Below are 14,880 nucleotides of genomic sequence, written 5' to 3' on the forward strand. Positions count from 1 at the left end.
GGGTGAAGGAGCTCAGTCTTCCATCAGGTCAAAATCGGATTTGGAGATACCGCAATCAGGGCACTCCCAGGTCTCGGGCAGATCTTCCCAGCGCGTCCCGGGGGGAATACCGTCCTCGGGAATTCCCAGTGCCTCATCGTAGATATAGCCACAGATCACACACTCGTATTTGCGGTAGTCAGCATCGCTCATCGGCGCAAGTTCCTTGTCAGGGTTGGAAACAGGTGACACCTCTACTCAGGCGCCGGGTACTGGCAGCTGGCCTTCCAGGCGCAGGTCGTAACCTTCCGCCACCGGCCGCGCCAGCAGCGAGAGCGCTTCCTGCAGCTGCGGCTCCCAGCGCCCGTCGTGGCTAATCAGCACCGCGATGCTATAACTCGACCGCGCCAACTGCAACTGACCGGTGGCGCGCACCGGGCCTTCCAGGGTCAGCACTGTGCCTGCCAGGTCGCCGCCACGAGGCTGGGAAACCTCCACCACATAGCTGCCCAACGGCAGGATGCCGCGGGGCGCATCCCAGGCCGCCTGCTGCCACAGCAGGCGGCCCTCTGTCGTCTGTACCGGGAGACCATCGCGCAGGCGCAGCTGCGTTGCCTGCAGGGAAACAACTCCCTGCAGCGCAACCGGGGCCAGGTGACGCAACAGCGCTGCGTTAAAGCTGGCATCAAGATTCTCCAGGGTAATGTCGCTGCGCCCGCGGATTTGCAGCTCTGCCTGCAGGCGCTGACCACCCCAGCGGCTGCCGACTTGCAGCCGCGGCGCCAGCGCCAGCAGCGACCAGGGCCGCAGCGACCAGCTGACCTCCCCCAGATGCAGCAGACCCGCATCCGTGGCCACCAGCACCCGGCCCGCACGCCCTTGCCAGATCGTACCCTGCAGGGCCTGCGCCGTGACCGGTGTGTTTTCCAGCACCCGCAGCAGCAGGTGGGCGGGAGCGCTGCTGGCCAGCAATACCAGCAACACGAACAGGGCCAGCGCCCCGGCCAGCCAGCGGCCCCCGATCACAAGCCCTGGCCGATGCGGACGGTGGCGTTGACAAAACCGGCACTGCCGGCCTGGGTAATCGCCACCTCTTCCAGCAGCAGGCCCTCACCCAGCTCCAGCTGGTGCAGCCAGGCAATCAGGTCGGCAAACCGCGCATTCTCCAGCCGCACCTGCAGGTCGCCCCGGCTACCGGGCTGGAGTCGATTCACGGGCAAACCGAAACGACCGGTACTCTGGTTCACCACCGCCGCCAGGTTGCTGCGCTGCCCACCCGGGCCCGAGGATGCGCGGGCCTGCTGCAGTTCGGCGACCAGAGTATCGACCCGCACCAGGGCTGCAGCGGTCGCCGCGTTCTGCTCCGCGATGCGATCGCGCATGGCGGAAACAGGCGACCACAGCAATACCCACAGCAGATACAGGCCGACAACTGCGGCCAGCACCAGCACACTCAGTTGTTCGCGACGATCCAGACGCGCAAACCAGGCTTGCATCAGGCGCCCCCTACCCGAATTCGGGCGCGGACGCCGTCACCCTGGGCGCTGCTGCTTTCCATGACCGCCGCCAGGCCGGCGTCCGCCAGGCCAGCGCGCAGCTGCTCCACCGCCGCAAAGTCATTGGCGACCAGGTTCAGGCGCATTTCACCGCCGCGCTGGTTGTAGTTGATGCTGACGATACTGGTACCCGGGCGTTGGGCAATGATGCCGCCCGCCTGCTCCAGCAGACGCACAAAGCCACCACCACCGCCACCGCCGCGCAGGCCATCCAGCTGGCGCCGCAGCTGGCGTTCCGCATCTACCAGCGCTCCCTCGGGCACGGCTTGCCGGTAGCTGGTTTCCACCGCCGCGCGCAGTGCCAGATTTTCATTGCTGAGCGACCGGTAGTCGGCCCAGGTGGCAAGCAGTTGCAGGGCAAACGCGACAGCCAGCACCATGGCGGCCACGCGCCACTGCTGCCACCAGCGCGTCAGCGGCAACCGCGCCGCGTAGGGACCCTGGCGCAGGTTCAGAGGGTGCTCATCCCGCGCCAGCATCAGGGCAGAGCACAGGTTGCCCTGACGCCATTGCACCCGATCCTGCAAGGCCATGGGGATCAGTGCCAGCTCGCGCTCCCGGTCGCCGCCGTAGACTACCAGTGCCCGGGGTGGCGCCGCCTCGGCCGCAGCTGTCAGCAGCATCGGCAGCAGTTCCGGCTCAACCGTGTAGCCCTCGCATTCGCCGCTGCGCACGATCACCGCATCCGCCGCCATGACCAGGCACCATTCACCCGTCTGCCAGGGCAGCAGCAGGGGTTCCGGCAACCACTGCGGCAGCTCGGGCAGGTCCGCCAGCAGGTCCTCCCAGGCAGCCATTGCCGAGTGTCGACACACAGCGACCCCAAAGGTGGTCTTGTCCAGCGGGCAGGTCGCGAAATGCAGCTCTTCTATGTCTTCGGCGAGCTGCTCCTCCAGCAGGAACGGCAGCGCCTGCTGCAAGTGCTTTTTTTCCTCCGGGCTCACCATCACGTGCAGCAGGCGCACTTCTGCGCCCGGGGCGGCAAAGCAGGCCTGCAGGCGCGAGCTTTTCAGTGTATCCCGGAACCGGGCCCGCGCGTCCGGGCTGTCGAGCAGGCGCGGCTGCTCACCGGCACCCGGCGGATACCAGGCGAGGACATCGTCAAGCAAGCGCACGACGGCTAGATTCTGCAAACCGTAATCTCCGTTGTTACCGTTGTTGGATACACCCGCCAGCCCTGCATCAGAGGCTGCCGGACGCGCGGGCCACAGCCCGTACCGTGCGCTCATCGCGGTGCAGCACACTGTACAAGCGCATGTTGCGATCGGCAACTTCGACCTCTGCGGTCAACAGAAACCAGGACGAGCTCTCGCCGAGCAGACTGCGCACTCCCTCCATGTTCTTGTCAGCGAAGGCCGGCGCTTCCAGCAGTGCGTCCAGGCTGGCGAAGCCACCCTCGCTGCGCTGGCGCTGAAACAGGGCCTCGGCCTCCATTTCGCTCAAGGGCACAAGCTCACCGTCGCCATTTATCGACCGCAGCAGCGGCAGCGCCGCCGTGTGAATATTCAGGGGCGCAGGTGTTTGCGGCCAGACTGTCACCAGGGGCGCCAGTGCGCGGTAAAGCTCCGGGGTCACATTGGCCACTGCCCGCAGCTCGCTGGCGCTGGCCATGGGGCGGTTGGCGGCGCGATAGGGAGGACTCTGGCCACTGTAGAAATCATCCTCGGCCCCGAACGGGCGGGTAATTGTATCCGGGTCCAGCCAGTCACCGATGGCCTGGGTCAGCGCTATCGCTTCGCGGGAGTCGAGCTGTAACTCCGGCAGCGCCTGCAGCAGGCGGATAAAGAAGGCCTGGGCGGGCGTGAAACGGGCGCTGTCCGTCCCGTCCTCGCCTGTACCGGTCACGGTGGCAGCCAGCAAATTCAGGTTGAAGCGCCCCTGCAGATCCTGCAGCGAGCCCACCAGCCAGCCTCCCTCGTCCAGCGGATAGGGCGTTGCCTGCTGGGCCCAGAACTCGCCGAGATCATCCCGCGGCTGCTCCCGGGACTGGTCGGCATCGTGGTCCATCACCAGCGCCAGCGTTGCCAGTTCTTCCGCACCACGCAGGTAGGCATGTCCCTGCTCGGCCAGGAACAGATTGGACCCGCGCTGGTAGAACAGGGTGAACTCGCTTTGCATGGCCACCAGCAGGGCCGCGGACAGGCCGAACACCAGCAGCGCCACCACCAGCGCCACACCGCGCTGGGCGTCGGGGTGGCGCGGCTCACAGGGGCGGCAGTGCATGCAGACTCCTCAGTTCGCCCAGATCTTCCAGTTCGAGGACCAACTCCACGGCCGCGGGGGGCGGCAGCGCGACGCCGGGCCGGCTGGTATCCGCCACCCAGTTTTCCGGCCAGTTGCGGGTCTCGACCACCGTCCCGCGAGCACCCGGGCGCAGGGACTCCGGGGTATCGAGGAATGACAGGCGCAGGCCCGTGACCCCCTCCAGCAACAACACGCGCTGCGGCTCGGTCACCGAGGCCCGGTCCAGCACCGGGTAACTCTCCCGCCAGAGGCTGTCGTCCAGCCACAGGTAGTTGACGCGCTGCAGGTTGCTCCTCGGATACTCGGCCGAATTGTGCCAACCGCTGCGGGTAAAGCTCAGCATGAAGCGGGCCGCCCGCCCGCCGATCAGTGCCGGCTCCTCTTCACCGAACTCGTCCCGCACCGGGCGCTCGACAAAATGGCGCAGGTCGCGGCTGACAATCATCAGGGCGCGGTTCACTTCCCAGGTGCGCTCGGCCACCGCCCGCGTACTCTCGACCCCGCTGATCACGGTCGACAGTCCGGTGTAGGACACCGCCGCCACGAAGGCGGTGATCGCCAGGGCGATCAGGACTTCCACCAGAGTGAACCCGCTACTCCTCACCGGGCACCTCCGGAGCCTGACGCCGGTCCTCGAACATGAAAGCGACCAGGGTATGCAAGGGCAGGCGGCTCTCGTCCTCGCCTGCGCGCACTGCAATCTCCACCCGGTAGAAGGACTGGACCTGGGTGGCGCTGCTGGCCAGGCGCCAGTGCCATTGCCGCCCGGCAAGTTCCTCAACGCCGCTGTCGACACCGCTGAAGAGTCCGGATCGGGCCGCGGTGAGCAGCCGCAGCTCCACCAGCTTGTTGTTGGCCACCATCTGCGCCAGAGACTTGTCACGCAGGTAGCCGGTGCCGTCCACCTGTTGATAGAGGGCAAACATCAGGGCCGGCAACGCCAGCGCGACCACAGCCAGGGCCACCATGACCTCCACCAGGGTGAAGCCGGGCTGGCGCAACGGCTTCCTAGGAGCGGTCAAAGTCATCTGCCACTTCACCGCGACGCAGCAGCGTCATCCGCCCCAGCAGGTCCCACTGCAGGCGCCAGAGAATCTCGCCTGTATCACGGCGGCGCAATTCCAGCTCGCCGGGAACGACCTCGCCACTGGCATGGAAGATCACCTGCGGCGCCGCATCCGCCGCCACCGGCGCGGGTTGCAGGTCGGTTTCCGGCACATTTTCCAGCATCAGTGCAAGGTCCACTTCCGCCGGCAGTGTCTGCTCGGTGAACACGTCAGAGGCTGCCAGCGGCGCGCGCCAACCTTCGGGGCGCCGTTCACGCCAGGCGTAGCCGTAGGTGGTTTCCGGGCCACGAGCATTCAGAAACAGCAGCAAACCCATGTCGCGACCCGACATCTGGGCCTCATCAAGCGCGAACAGGGCGATGTTCTGGATCTCGCGCACCTGGGCTTCCAGGCGCAGGTCCTGGTTGCCGGAGCCGACATTCAGCGTCGCCAGCGAGGTAATCAGCACCACCACGAACAACACCACCAGCAACTCCAGCAGACTGAAGCCGTGGGGCGGCCTTCCGTGGGGCGGCTTTCCGTGGGGCGGCCTTCCGTTGGGCAGCCTCCCGCGGGGCGCTCTGCCGCCGACCGGGGCTGCGCAGGCCGCCCGCTGCCGACGGCTCACGGAATCAGTCCTGCTCTTTCCAGTTGCCGACATCTGCATTCTGGCCCTCGCCCCCGGACAAGCCATCGGCACCCAGGCTATAGATGTCCACCTCGCCATGCTCACCGGGACTCAGGTACAGATAGGGGCGGCCCCAGGGGTCCAGCGGGACTTCCTGCAAATAACCGCCGTCCTTGAAATTCCGCGGCTGTGGATCGAGATTGCTGGCGGAAACCAGCGCCTGCAGCCCCTGCTCGGTCGTTGGATACACGTAATTGTCGAGCCGGTAGATCTTGAGCGCTGTCTCAATGGCCTTGAAGTCAGCGTGGACCTTCTGGATCCGCGCCTCGTCGGCACGGTTCAGCACTGTTGGCGCCACCACACTGATCAGCAGCCCCATGATTACCAGCACCACCAGAATTTCCACCAGGGAGAACCCCCCCTGCACACGTCTTGTCGGGATATTCATATCGCTATCGCACCATTGTATTGAGATCAAAAATAGGCAGCAGGATGGCCATGACAATGACCAGCACCATGGCACCCATGAAGACGACCAGCAGCGGCTCCAGCAGGCTCATCATGGTACCGAGCGTCATTTCCAGTTCCCGCTCCTGATTGGTGGCCGAACGCTGCAGCATGGTTTCCAGTTCACCGCTGGTTTCACCGCTGGCCACCATGTGCACCATCATCGGCGGAAAGCGGCCACTTTCGCGCAGGGCCCGGTGCAGGCTGCTGCCTTCCTGCACCCTCTCTGCCACCCGCGCACTGTCGTCCCGCAATACCAGGTTGGTCAAGACCTGGCCGGCGATATGCAGCGACTGCAGCAGCGGCACGCCGCTGGCCATCAGGATGCTGAGGGTGGAGGCAAAGCGGGCGGTATCCACGGCGGTGACCAGCCGGGAGATGCCGGGCAGGCGCAGCAGCAGGCCGTGCCAGCGCTTGCGCCGCGCGGGCAGCCGCAGCCAGCGTCGCAATCCGATGACGAGGGCCACCGCCGCCAGCAGAACCCAGAGGGCATAGTCGCGGGAGAAGTCGCTGGCGGCGATCAGGCCGCGGGTCAGCAGCGGCAGCTCGCGGTTGGTGTGGGCGAAAATCCCGATCAGCTCCGGCACCACGAAGACCATCAGCGCCACCACCACGGCGACGGCCACCCCCACGAGAATAAAGGGGTAGATCATCGCCATTTTCATTTTCTGCGCGGTGTACTGGCGCTGCTCATTGTAGTCCGCCAGCTGCGCCAGCACCGGTCCGAGGTAGCCCGCATGCTCGCCGGCATTGACCATGGCCCGGTACATTTCGTTGAACACCAGCGGAAACTCGCCCATCGCATAGGCCAGCGTGTGCCCCTCCGCCACTCGCGAGCGCACCTGCAACAGCAGGCCCTTGGTGCGCGCCTTGCGGCTCTGCTCGGCGGCGGCCTGCAGACACTCATCCAGCGGCAGGTTCGACTGCACCAGGGTCGCCAGCTGGCGGGTGACCAGCGCCAGCTCGGACACGCTGATCCGGGGCTGCAAGAACGCAAGGTTGAAGCGGGGCTGGTTGGCCGCCTGGCGATTGGCCACCTCCACCTCCACCGGCCGCAGCTTCTGGCTGCGCAGCTGGCTGCGCACCTGCCGCTCGGAGTCGCCCTCCAGCACGCCCTTGACCAGCTTGCCGCCAGGGTTGAGTGCCCGATACCGATATGCCGTCATCGCCAGCTACCGCGCTCAGGTGACTGCGGTGACACGCAGCACTTCTTCGATGCTGGTCTCCCCGGACAGGATCCGGCGGCGGCCATCTTCCTGAATGCCGGGATACAGCTTGCGCGCTTCCTGCAGCATCTGCTGCTCGCTGGCGCCCTCGTGAATCATCAGGCGCAGCGCGTCGTTGACCTCGATCAACTCGTAGATCCCGGTGCGGCCGCGGTAGCCGCCGTAGTTGCAGTGCTCGCAGCCCACCGCCCGGCAGATTTGCAGTCGGTCGCCCATGTCCTGATCAACCCCCAACAGCGTCCGCTCCGAGGGGGACGGTTCATAGGCCTGCTTGCAATCCCTGCACAGCAGGCGCACCAGGCGCTGCGCCATGACGCCGATCAGGCTGGACGACAGGAGAAACGGTTCAATACCCATGTCCTGTAGCCGGGTAACCGCGCCGATCGCGGTGTTGGTGTGCAGGGTGGACAGCACCAGGTGCCCGGTCAGGGACGCCTGCACCGCGATCTCCGCGGTCTCCAGGTCGCGGATCTCGCCCACCATCACCACGTCCGGGTCCTGGCGCAAAATCGCGCGCAGGCCCCGGGCAAAGGTCATGTCGACCTTGGGATTGACCTGGGTCTGGCCGACGCCGGGCAGCATGTATTCGATCGGGTCCTCGATGGTGAGGATATTGCGGGTGGTCTGGTTGATGTGCGACAGGCCCGCATACAGGGTGGTGGTCTTGCCGGAGCCGGTGGGGCCGGTCACCAGAATGATCCCGTGGGGACTGTGCAGCGCCTTTTCGTAACTCGAAAGTACCTGTTCGTTCATCGCCAGCTGCTTCAATTCCAGCTGACCGGCCTGTTTGTCGAGCAGGCGCAGCACCACCCGCTCGCCGTGCGCGGAGGGCATGGTGGACATGCGGATGTCCACCGCGTGGCCGGCAATGCGCACGGATATGCGGCCGTCCTGGGGCACACGCTTCTCGGCGATGTCGAGCCGGGCCATGACCTTGAGCCGGGACACCAGCAGCGGTGCCAGCATGCGCTTGGGGGAAAGGATTTCAGCCAGTACGCCGTCGATGCGGTAACGCACGCTGAGGCGGTCTTCAAAGGTTTCTATATGGATGTCCGAGGCCTGTTCACGCACCGCCTGGGAGAGGATGGCGTTGATCAGACGGATAATGGGGGCGTCGTCCTCGGCGTCCATCAGGTCGCCGCTATCGGGAATCTCGTCCGCCAAACGGCTGAGATCGACATCGGCACTGATGTCCTCCGCCATCTGCACCGCCGCATTATTGTCGCGCTGGTAGGCCTGGGAGAGCCGGCGCTGGAACTCCGCTTCGGCCACCGCTTCCAGGACGAAGGGAGCGCCCAGCCAGCGCCGTAATTCCAGCAACACCTGGGGCCCGGGCTCGGCGCGACAGCTGACCACAACGCCGTCCGGTCGGCCGTGCACCAGCACCCCATACTGCTTGGCGAACGCGAACGGCAACGCCCTCGGCGGCTCCGGGCTGGCCGCAGCTGCCACCGTCATCAGCGCTCCTCCGCGGCGGCAGGGGTGCTTTGCGCCTCGTCCCGGATGTCCTCCAGTTGCCGGATCTGCTCTTCCCACTCGGGCAGCACCGGCACATTGTCGTCCTCCAGGAACATCAGCCCGCGCTCGCGGCGCAGCAACTGCTGGTCGCGGATGAAACGGTACTTCTCCGCGGTGGCGCCGGCCAGCTGCCGGTCGTCGCGAATGATGGTGGGACGGATAAAGATCAACAGGTTGGTCTTCACCACCGACACCGCATCGCTGCGGAACAGACGGCCCAACAGCGGAATGTCACCCAGCAACGGCACTTTCTGGCTGCCATCCTGGACGTCATCCTTGATCAGGCCACCCAGCACCACCATGCGGCCATTCGCTGCCAGCACCTTGGTCTGCAGGATGCGTTCGTTGGTAATCAGGTCCGAGGCCTCCAGCACCGCCGAGGTATTGCTGAGGCTCGACACCTCCTGGGAAATATCCAGCACCACCGAATCCCCCTCGTTGATGTGAGGCGTGACTTTCAGGGTGATACCCACGTTCTGGCGTTCGATGGTCTGAAACGGGTTCTGGGCGCCATCGCCGGTACCGGTGCTGGTAAAGGAGCCGGTCACAAAGGGGACATTCTGGCCCACAGTGATGTAGGCCTCCTGATTGTCCAGGGTCAGCAGGCTGGGCGTGGACAGGATATTGGCGTTGGACTGACGGTTGAGGGCATTGAGGATGACCGTCATGGACAGGTCATCGTCGACCACGCCCCAGCCCAGGGACAGGCCAGGAGACTGGGCGATGGCCCCGGCCAGGGCGCCGACATTGAAATCGCCCGTGGTGGTGGCGCCATCGCTGCTGTCATCATCCGGCAGGATCGCGCCGGCAATCCGGCCCGCCCGGGGATCATCGGGGTTGATATTGCCGCCGTAGAAGCCGTCCTCGTTGGCGAACAGCCACTGCAGGCCGAGATCCTGACCGTCGCGGACCTCCAGTTCGACGATGATTGCCTCCACCAGCACCTGGGCCCGGCGGATATCCAGGCGCGCAATGACAGCCTCCAGCGATGCCATTTCATCGGCGGGGGCGGTGATAATGAGGGCGTTGGTGTTCTTGTCCGCCTCGATGGTGGCACTGTTGCTGTTGCTGCGCTGTTGCGCACCCCCCTCGTTCCCGTCCACGCGGGTAATATTCTGCATGACCCGGGTCAGGACGTCGGCGAGGTCTTCCGCCTTGGCATACTCCAGGTACAGCACCTTGACATTGCCACTCTGCTCCAACGGTGTATCGAGGTAGCGGATCAGGCGCGTCATGCGCGCCCGCTCCAGTTCATCGGCGCTGACCAGTACACTGTTGGTGCGGGTATCCGCCACCAGCAACACTTCCACCTCGCTGCCCTGCTGGGCCTCGGACTTGTTGAGTTGCTCCAGCATCCGCACCACGTCCTCGGCGACACCGTACTTGAGTTTGATGACCTCGGCTTCCTGCACCGCCGTGCGGTCCATGCGCTCGATAATCGCGGCGATTCGATCGATGTTCGAGGCAACATCGGAAATGATGATCGCGTTGCTGGGCGCATAGGCCGCCATGTGCGCCTGCTGTGGCACCAGCGGCCGCAGTACCGGAATCAGCTTTGCCGCGGAGATATTCTGCAGCCGCATGACCTGGGTAACGTACTCGTCATTGCCCCGCTGGCCCTCATCATCGCGCACCGTCACCGGTGCCGAGCGCGCATCCTTGCTCTGGATCACTCGCACCACACCGCCAGAGCGTACCGCCGTGTAACCGTGCACCTCCAGAATGGAGAGGAACAGGTCGTAGAGCTCGCTGCGGGACACTGGTTTGCTGGAGACGACCCTGACCTTGCCCTTGACCGCAGGGTCGACCACGATGGTGGTCTCCGTGGCTTCGGCCACGAACTTGATCAGCTCCTGAATATCGGTTTCTTTCAGATTGACAGTGAAATCCTGGGCCTTCGCAGCGCCGGAGCCCAGCGCGACGAGCAGAATAAGCAGTGGGGCCTGCAGTGCCCGCGACATGATTCTCACTGTGATGACTATCCTCGGTTTGCGTGTCGTGACTCTACCACTGTTCGCCAGTGGCAGCACCCAGACTGACGTTGACAGCGACGGCCTCGCCGCCGCGCAGCAGCTCGAACGAGGCTTCACTGGCGGAGCGCATGGCCTGGTAGAGTCGCATGGTATTGGCCGGGTCGGACAGGGGCATGCCGTTTACGGCCACCACCAGGTCACCGCTGCGGAAACCGAGCTTTTCAAACTGCTCCCGGTCGCGCCCTGGGGTCAGGCGATAACCCTGCAATTCGCCCCCATCCCGCACTGCCGCGATCCGCACCAGCTCCGCAAGGGATTGCGGATCTCGATACAACTGGTCGCGGTAATCGCTCGCCAGGGCCGTGGCGTCGGCATCAGCGCGCTTGTCCACAACCTGCACCACGGCGACAGCCGGCCGCGCGATCCTGGCGCGTGCGGACTCTTCCAGGCGCACTCCCGTCAGCTGCGCGTCCAGGGCGCTGGGTTGATACAGCAGCAGCAGCTCGTAAGTGCCGCCGTTGTCGAGCACCACCTGGGAGGGCATGACCTTGGCGAGGGTGACACGGCCGGAAGCCGGCAGCGTGTCATCCACCGCATACACCGCCTGCTGACCCCGGTGTTCGATAATCGCACTGCCCGCACCATCTGCGCTGAAGGCAATGATGCCGCGCAATACCAGATCCAGCCGTGTTTCCCGGGCGCCCTTCTCTATCCCCTCGCGTTCAACGCTGGCGGCAGCCAGCTCGGCCTCAGGCTCGGCGGTCACGGCAGCGCCCGGCTCGCCAAACAGGGGCCAGCTACGCAGGGCATCAATATCTACCTGGGCAGCGCCGGCACCGCCACTGCCTGCACTGAGCACCGGCGGATTGATGATTTGTCCGCTCACCGGCCGCGATCCGGCCTGCGGAAACAGCGCCCAGATCAGCTGGGCCAGCGCGACCAGGACCCAAACGGAAAACAGCGCCACCAGCAGCCAGCGCAAGCGCCGGCTGTTGGCGGGTTCCGAAAGGGACGCCACCCTGAGCTGCAGCCACCCGGGAACCCGGGTCGCGATAGTGCGATAACTGAGCCGATCAGCGGCCAAGGCGCTCTCCTGGGTTTGCGCGCCTGCGGGAAGCGAGGCGCGTACTACTCCGACCCGATTATAGGGGGCACCATTGAAAGATAAAACCGTGACAATTCCGTGGCAGTAGTGTGACAGTCACGTGACAGCACCAAAACAGGGGCAAAAAAAAACCGGCTCGGAAGCCGGTCTAGAGATGGAGTCTCTACAAGGGGGATTGAGGACCTGAACGGTAACAATCGGCGACGGTGCTGTATCGCGAGTGCCAGTCTCCATTACCTGGACTACACCGTCTCTGCTCACTATGACCCGGCGCTGTTGGCGCAGTTCCACTGCCGGTGAAAAAAATTTTCACCGTTTTTGGCCCATGGACAGGGGAGCACCACTTGTCTACCCTTGCCGGCAAACTGTCCCACCCCGCAGGAGCTGCTCATGAGTCACATTTTCGAGGACAATTCCGCCACCATTGGCGGCACCCCGCTGGTCCGTATCAACCGTATCAGCACGGGCAATGTCTACGCCAAGCTGGAGAACCGCAACCCCGCCATGTCGGTGAAGTGCCGCATCGGCACCAGCATGGTGCTGGCGGCAGAACAGGACGGCAGCCTGCGTCAGGGAATGACCATCGTCGAACCCACCAGCGGCAATACCGGCATCGCCCTGGCCTTTGTCGCCGCCGCACGCGGCTATGGCTGCATGCTGACCATGCCCAACACCATGAGCCTGGAGCGACGCAAGCTGATGAAGGCGCTGGGGGCGGAGATCATTCTGACCGACGGCGCCAAGGGCATGCCCGCTGCGATCGCCAGGGCCGAGGAAATCATCGCCTCGGATCCGGCGCAGTACTGGGGTGCCAGGCAGTTCGAAAACCCGGCCAACCCGGCGATCCACGAATCCACGACCGGTCCGGAGATCTGGCAGGACACCGACGGCCAGGTCGACATTCTGGTAGCCGGAGTCGGCACCGGGGGCACTCTCACCGGCGTCTCCCGCTATATCAAGCAGACCGAGGGCAAGGCCATGCTCACTGTTGCCGTGGAACCCGCCAGCAGCACGGTGATCACGGCGGCCAAGGCGGGCGAGGAACCCACCCACGCGCCCCACAAGATCCAGGGTATCGGCGCCGGCTTTCTGCCCCGCAACCTCGACCTGGCGATGGTCGACCGGGTGGAACAGGTCAGCAATGAGGACGCCATGGCCTGGGCCCACAAACTGATGCAGCGGGAAGGCATCCTGGCCGGGGTATCCTGCGGCGCCGCCATGGCGGTCGCCGACCGGATCTCCAGGGAACCGGAGCACAGCGGCAAGATGGTGGTGGTGGTGTTACCCGATTCCGGTGAACGCTACCTCAGTGCACCCCTGTTCGAGGGCACATTCAGCGACAACGAATTGGTCCAGTAAGCCGGGAGCCCCCCCGGCGGACCTCACTTTGGGTGGCCCGCTGGGGCCGCCCCCCTTGGCGGGCCCCTTCAGCGGCCCTCCTGCAGCAGCGCCAAGCGGCGCCTGACGTCCATCCACTCGCTATCAATAACACTGAAATACACCGAATCCCGGGAGAAATCTCCCTGGACCACCATATGCTTGCGCAACACACCCTCGCGCATGGCGCCGATGCGCTCCAGCGCGCGCTGCGAACGCAGATTGCGGGCATCGACCTTGAATTCCACCCGCAGGCAGTGCAGGCGTTCGAACGCGTTGCCCAGCAACAGGGCTTTGGCTTCGGTATTGACGCCGGTGCGCTGCCACTCCTGACCCAGCCAGGTCCAGCCGATCTCCAGGCTGCGGTGCTCGGGCCGGATGTTAAGGTACCGGGTACTGCCCACGATCTTGTTCTTGGCATTTTCCACAATCGCCCAGGGCTGCTGGTCCGCGGCGGCCAGTGCCTCATCAATCCACTGCCGGGTATCCGCCAGGTCGATGAAGCAGCTGCGCGGCATGAACTGCCAGTCCGGGGCATGGCGACCGCGGTTGAACAGCCCCTGGGCATGATCCTGGGACAGGGGCTCCAGGCGGATATACTGCCCGCGCAGGACCCGGGCGCCGGCCTGCGGCTCGGCTGGCAGGGTCACGGCAGCACCACGCTGGATCCGGTTGTGGCACGCCCCTCCAGCGCCATGTGAGCTGCCGCGATATCGGCCAGGGCAAAGCGCTGCTTGATCTCGACCCGCAGGCTGCCCGCCATGATGCGCGCAAACACCGCCGCAGCCGAGGCGCGCAGCTCCTCCGTGGTGGCGGTATAGGTCAGCAGGGTCGGCCGGGTGACATAGAGAGAACCTCCCGCAGCCAGCTCCTGCAGGTCCAGCGGCTCAGGCTTGCCGGAGCTGTTGCCGAAGCTGACCAGCATGCCCCTGGGTTGCAGGCTGGCGAGGGAGGCCCGGAACGTGTCGCGGCCTATCCCGTCGTACACTACCGGCACCCCGGCGCCGGCGGTCAGCTCCCGGACCCGGGCGGCAACATCTTCATCTCGGTAGTTGATGACATGATGATAGCCGTGGGCTCGGGCCAGTTCCGCTTTCTCCTCCGAGCCCACCGTGCCGATGACGGTGGCGCCGAGACTGCTGGCCCACTGCCCGAACAGCAGGCCCACGCCCCCCGCCGCCGCATGGAACAGGCAGGTCTGGCCGGCCTGCAGCGGGAAAGTGCGCTGCAGCAGGTATTCGGTGGTCTGGCCCTTGAGCAGTGCCGCGGCCGCGGTTTCGAAGCTGATATCCGCGGGCAGGCTCACCAGCCGCGCCGCAGGCAGGTTGAGTGCCTCCGCATAGGCGCCGAAACCGGCGGAGCAATAGGCGACGCGATCCCCAACCGCAAACTCGCTCCCCTCTGCCACCGCCGCGACCTCGCCGGCGCCCTCCATGCCCAGGCCGCTGGGCAGGGCAATGGGATACAGACCGCTGCGATGATAGGTGTCGATGAAGTTGAGCCCGATGGCCCGATTGACTACGGTCACCATGCCCGGTCCGGGGGGGCCGGGGTCGACATCCACCAGCTGCATGACTTCGGGGCCCCCCGTTGCCGTTATTCGTACCGTCTTGACCATGCCCCGCCTTCCTCGCGCAATCGCCCCTGTCAAATGAGCCGCTAGTGTGCCACAGACCGTACGGCGGGAGCAGCAGCACTGCGCATCAACCACGCCACGGCGA

At 65.3% G+C, this 14,880-nt stretch carries 16 protein-coding genes; 1 reads left to right on the top strand and 15 read right to left on the bottom strand.

Features of this window, described 5'->3' with window-relative positions; genetic code table 11:
* Positions 1-12: 12 nt before the first annotated feature.
* From RLO07_RS08050 to gspC, 13 genes are read right to left on the bottom strand one after another with little or no spacing between them, the layout of a single operon-like run.
* A complete protein-coding gene (locus tag RLO07_RS08050) occupies positions 13-192 on the bottom strand; it encodes a rubredoxin (protein ID WP_462291625.1) in 180 nt (59 codons plus the stop codon).
* A 45-nt stretch (positions 193-237) separates the two neighbouring features.
* Positions 238-1,005, bottom strand: coding sequence for a type II secretion system protein N (locus RLO07_RS08055; RefSeq protein ID WP_462291626.1), 768 nt, complete (start codon positions 1,003-1,005; stop codon positions 238-240).
* A complete protein-coding gene (gene gspM / locus RLO07_RS08060; protein ID WP_462291627.1) occupies positions 1,002-1,475 on the bottom strand; it encodes a type II secretion system protein GspM in 474 nt (157 codons plus the stop codon). The genes RLO07_RS08055 and gspM overlap by 4 nt, the downstream gene beginning before the upstream one ends.
* On the bottom strand, positions 1,475-2,668 hold the full coding sequence (gspL, locus tag RLO07_RS08065; protein ID WP_462291628.1) for a type II secretion system protein GspL: 1,194 nt from the start codon (positions 2,666-2,668) through the stop codon (positions 1,475-1,477). Before gspL ends, gspM begins: the two co-directional genes overlap by 1 nt.
* A 49-nt stretch (positions 2,669-2,717) precedes the next feature.
* On the bottom strand, positions 2,718-3,758 hold the full coding sequence (gene gspK, locus RLO07_RS08070) for a type II secretion system minor pseudopilin GspK (protein ID WP_462291629.1): 1,041 nt from the start codon (positions 3,756-3,758) through the stop codon (positions 2,718-2,720).
* Positions 3,739-4,383 carry a type II secretion system minor pseudopilin GspJ gene (gene gspJ / locus RLO07_RS08075; RefSeq protein WP_462291630.1) on the bottom strand — a complete coding sequence of 215 codons (645 nt, stop codon included), beginning with the start codon at positions 4,381-4,383 and terminating at the stop codon, positions 3,739-3,741. The genes gspK and gspJ overlap by 20 nt, the downstream gene beginning before the upstream one ends.
* Positions 4,373-4,807 (bottom strand): type II secretion system minor pseudopilin GspI, encoded by a 435-nt coding sequence (gene gspI / locus RLO07_RS08080; RefSeq protein WP_462291631.1) that lies wholly within the window; start codon positions 4,805-4,807, stop codon positions 4,373-4,375. The genes gspJ and gspI overlap by 11 nt, the downstream gene beginning before the upstream one ends.
* Positions 4,788-5,453, bottom strand: coding sequence for a GspH/FimT family pseudopilin (locus RLO07_RS08085; protein WP_462291632.1), 666 nt, complete (start codon positions 5,451-5,453; stop codon positions 4,788-4,790). Before RLO07_RS08085 ends, gspI begins: the two co-directional genes overlap by 20 nt.
* Before the next feature lie 4 nt (positions 5,454-5,457).
* Positions 5,458-5,901 carry a type II secretion system major pseudopilin GspG gene (gene gspG, locus RLO07_RS08090; RefSeq protein ID WP_462291633.1) on the bottom strand — a complete coding sequence of 148 codons (444 nt, stop codon included), beginning with the start codon at positions 5,899-5,901 and terminating at the stop codon, positions 5,458-5,460.
* A gap of 4 nt (positions 5,902-5,905) precedes the next feature.
* Positions 5,906-7,126, bottom strand: a complete 1,221-nt coding sequence (gene gspF / locus RLO07_RS08095; protein WP_462291634.1) for a type II secretion system inner membrane protein GspF — start codon at positions 7,124-7,126, stop codon at positions 5,906-5,908.
* Positions 7,127-7,141: 15 nt separating this feature from the next.
* The gene (gene gspE, locus RLO07_RS08100) at positions 7,142-8,644 is read right to left on the bottom strand and encodes a type II secretion system ATPase GspE (protein WP_462291635.1); all 1,503 of its coding nucleotides are present in this window, start codon (positions 8,642-8,644) and stop codon (positions 7,142-7,144) included.
* Positions 8,644-10,665, bottom strand: a complete 2,022-nt coding sequence (gene gspD, locus RLO07_RS08105; protein ID WP_462291690.1) for a type II secretion system secretin GspD — start codon at positions 10,663-10,665, stop codon at positions 8,644-8,646. Before gspD ends, gspE begins: the two co-directional genes overlap by 1 nt.
* A 43-nt stretch (positions 10,666-10,708) precedes the next feature.
* Positions 10,709-11,761: a type II secretion system protein GspC gene (gene gspC, locus RLO07_RS08110; protein ID WP_462291636.1), complete on the bottom strand. Its 1,053-nt coding sequence runs from the start codon at positions 11,759-11,761 to the stop codon at positions 10,709-10,711.
* A gap of 411 nt (positions 11,762-12,172) precedes the next feature.
* Between gspC and cysK the strand changes: the two genes are divergently transcribed.
* Complete coding sequence (gene cysK / locus RLO07_RS08115; protein WP_462291637.1) at positions 12,173-13,141, top strand: cysteine synthase A; 969 nt, start codon at positions 12,173-12,175, stop codon at positions 13,139-13,141.
* 68 nt (positions 13,142-13,209) lie between these two features.
* On the opposite strand, the gene RLO07_RS08120 is transcribed toward cysK, so the two are convergent.
* Both RLO07_RS08120 and RLO07_RS08125 read right to left on the bottom strand, forming a co-directional pair.
* Positions 13,210-13,809, bottom strand: a complete 600-nt coding sequence (locus tag RLO07_RS08120; protein ID WP_462291638.1) for a GNAT family N-acetyltransferase — start codon at positions 13,807-13,809, stop codon at positions 13,210-13,212.
* Positions 13,806-14,777, bottom strand: a complete 972-nt coding sequence (locus RLO07_RS08125) for a quinone oxidoreductase family protein (RefSeq protein ID WP_462291639.1) — start codon at positions 14,775-14,777, stop codon at positions 13,806-13,808. The genes RLO07_RS08120 and RLO07_RS08125 overlap by 4 nt, the downstream gene beginning before the upstream one ends.
* Positions 14,778-14,880 lie beyond the last annotated feature (103 nt).

This window comes from Haliea sp. (genome assembly GCF_040221975.1).
In the GTDB taxonomy this organism is placed as follows: Bacteria; Pseudomonadota; Gammaproteobacteria; order Pseudomonadales; family Halieaceae; genus Haliea.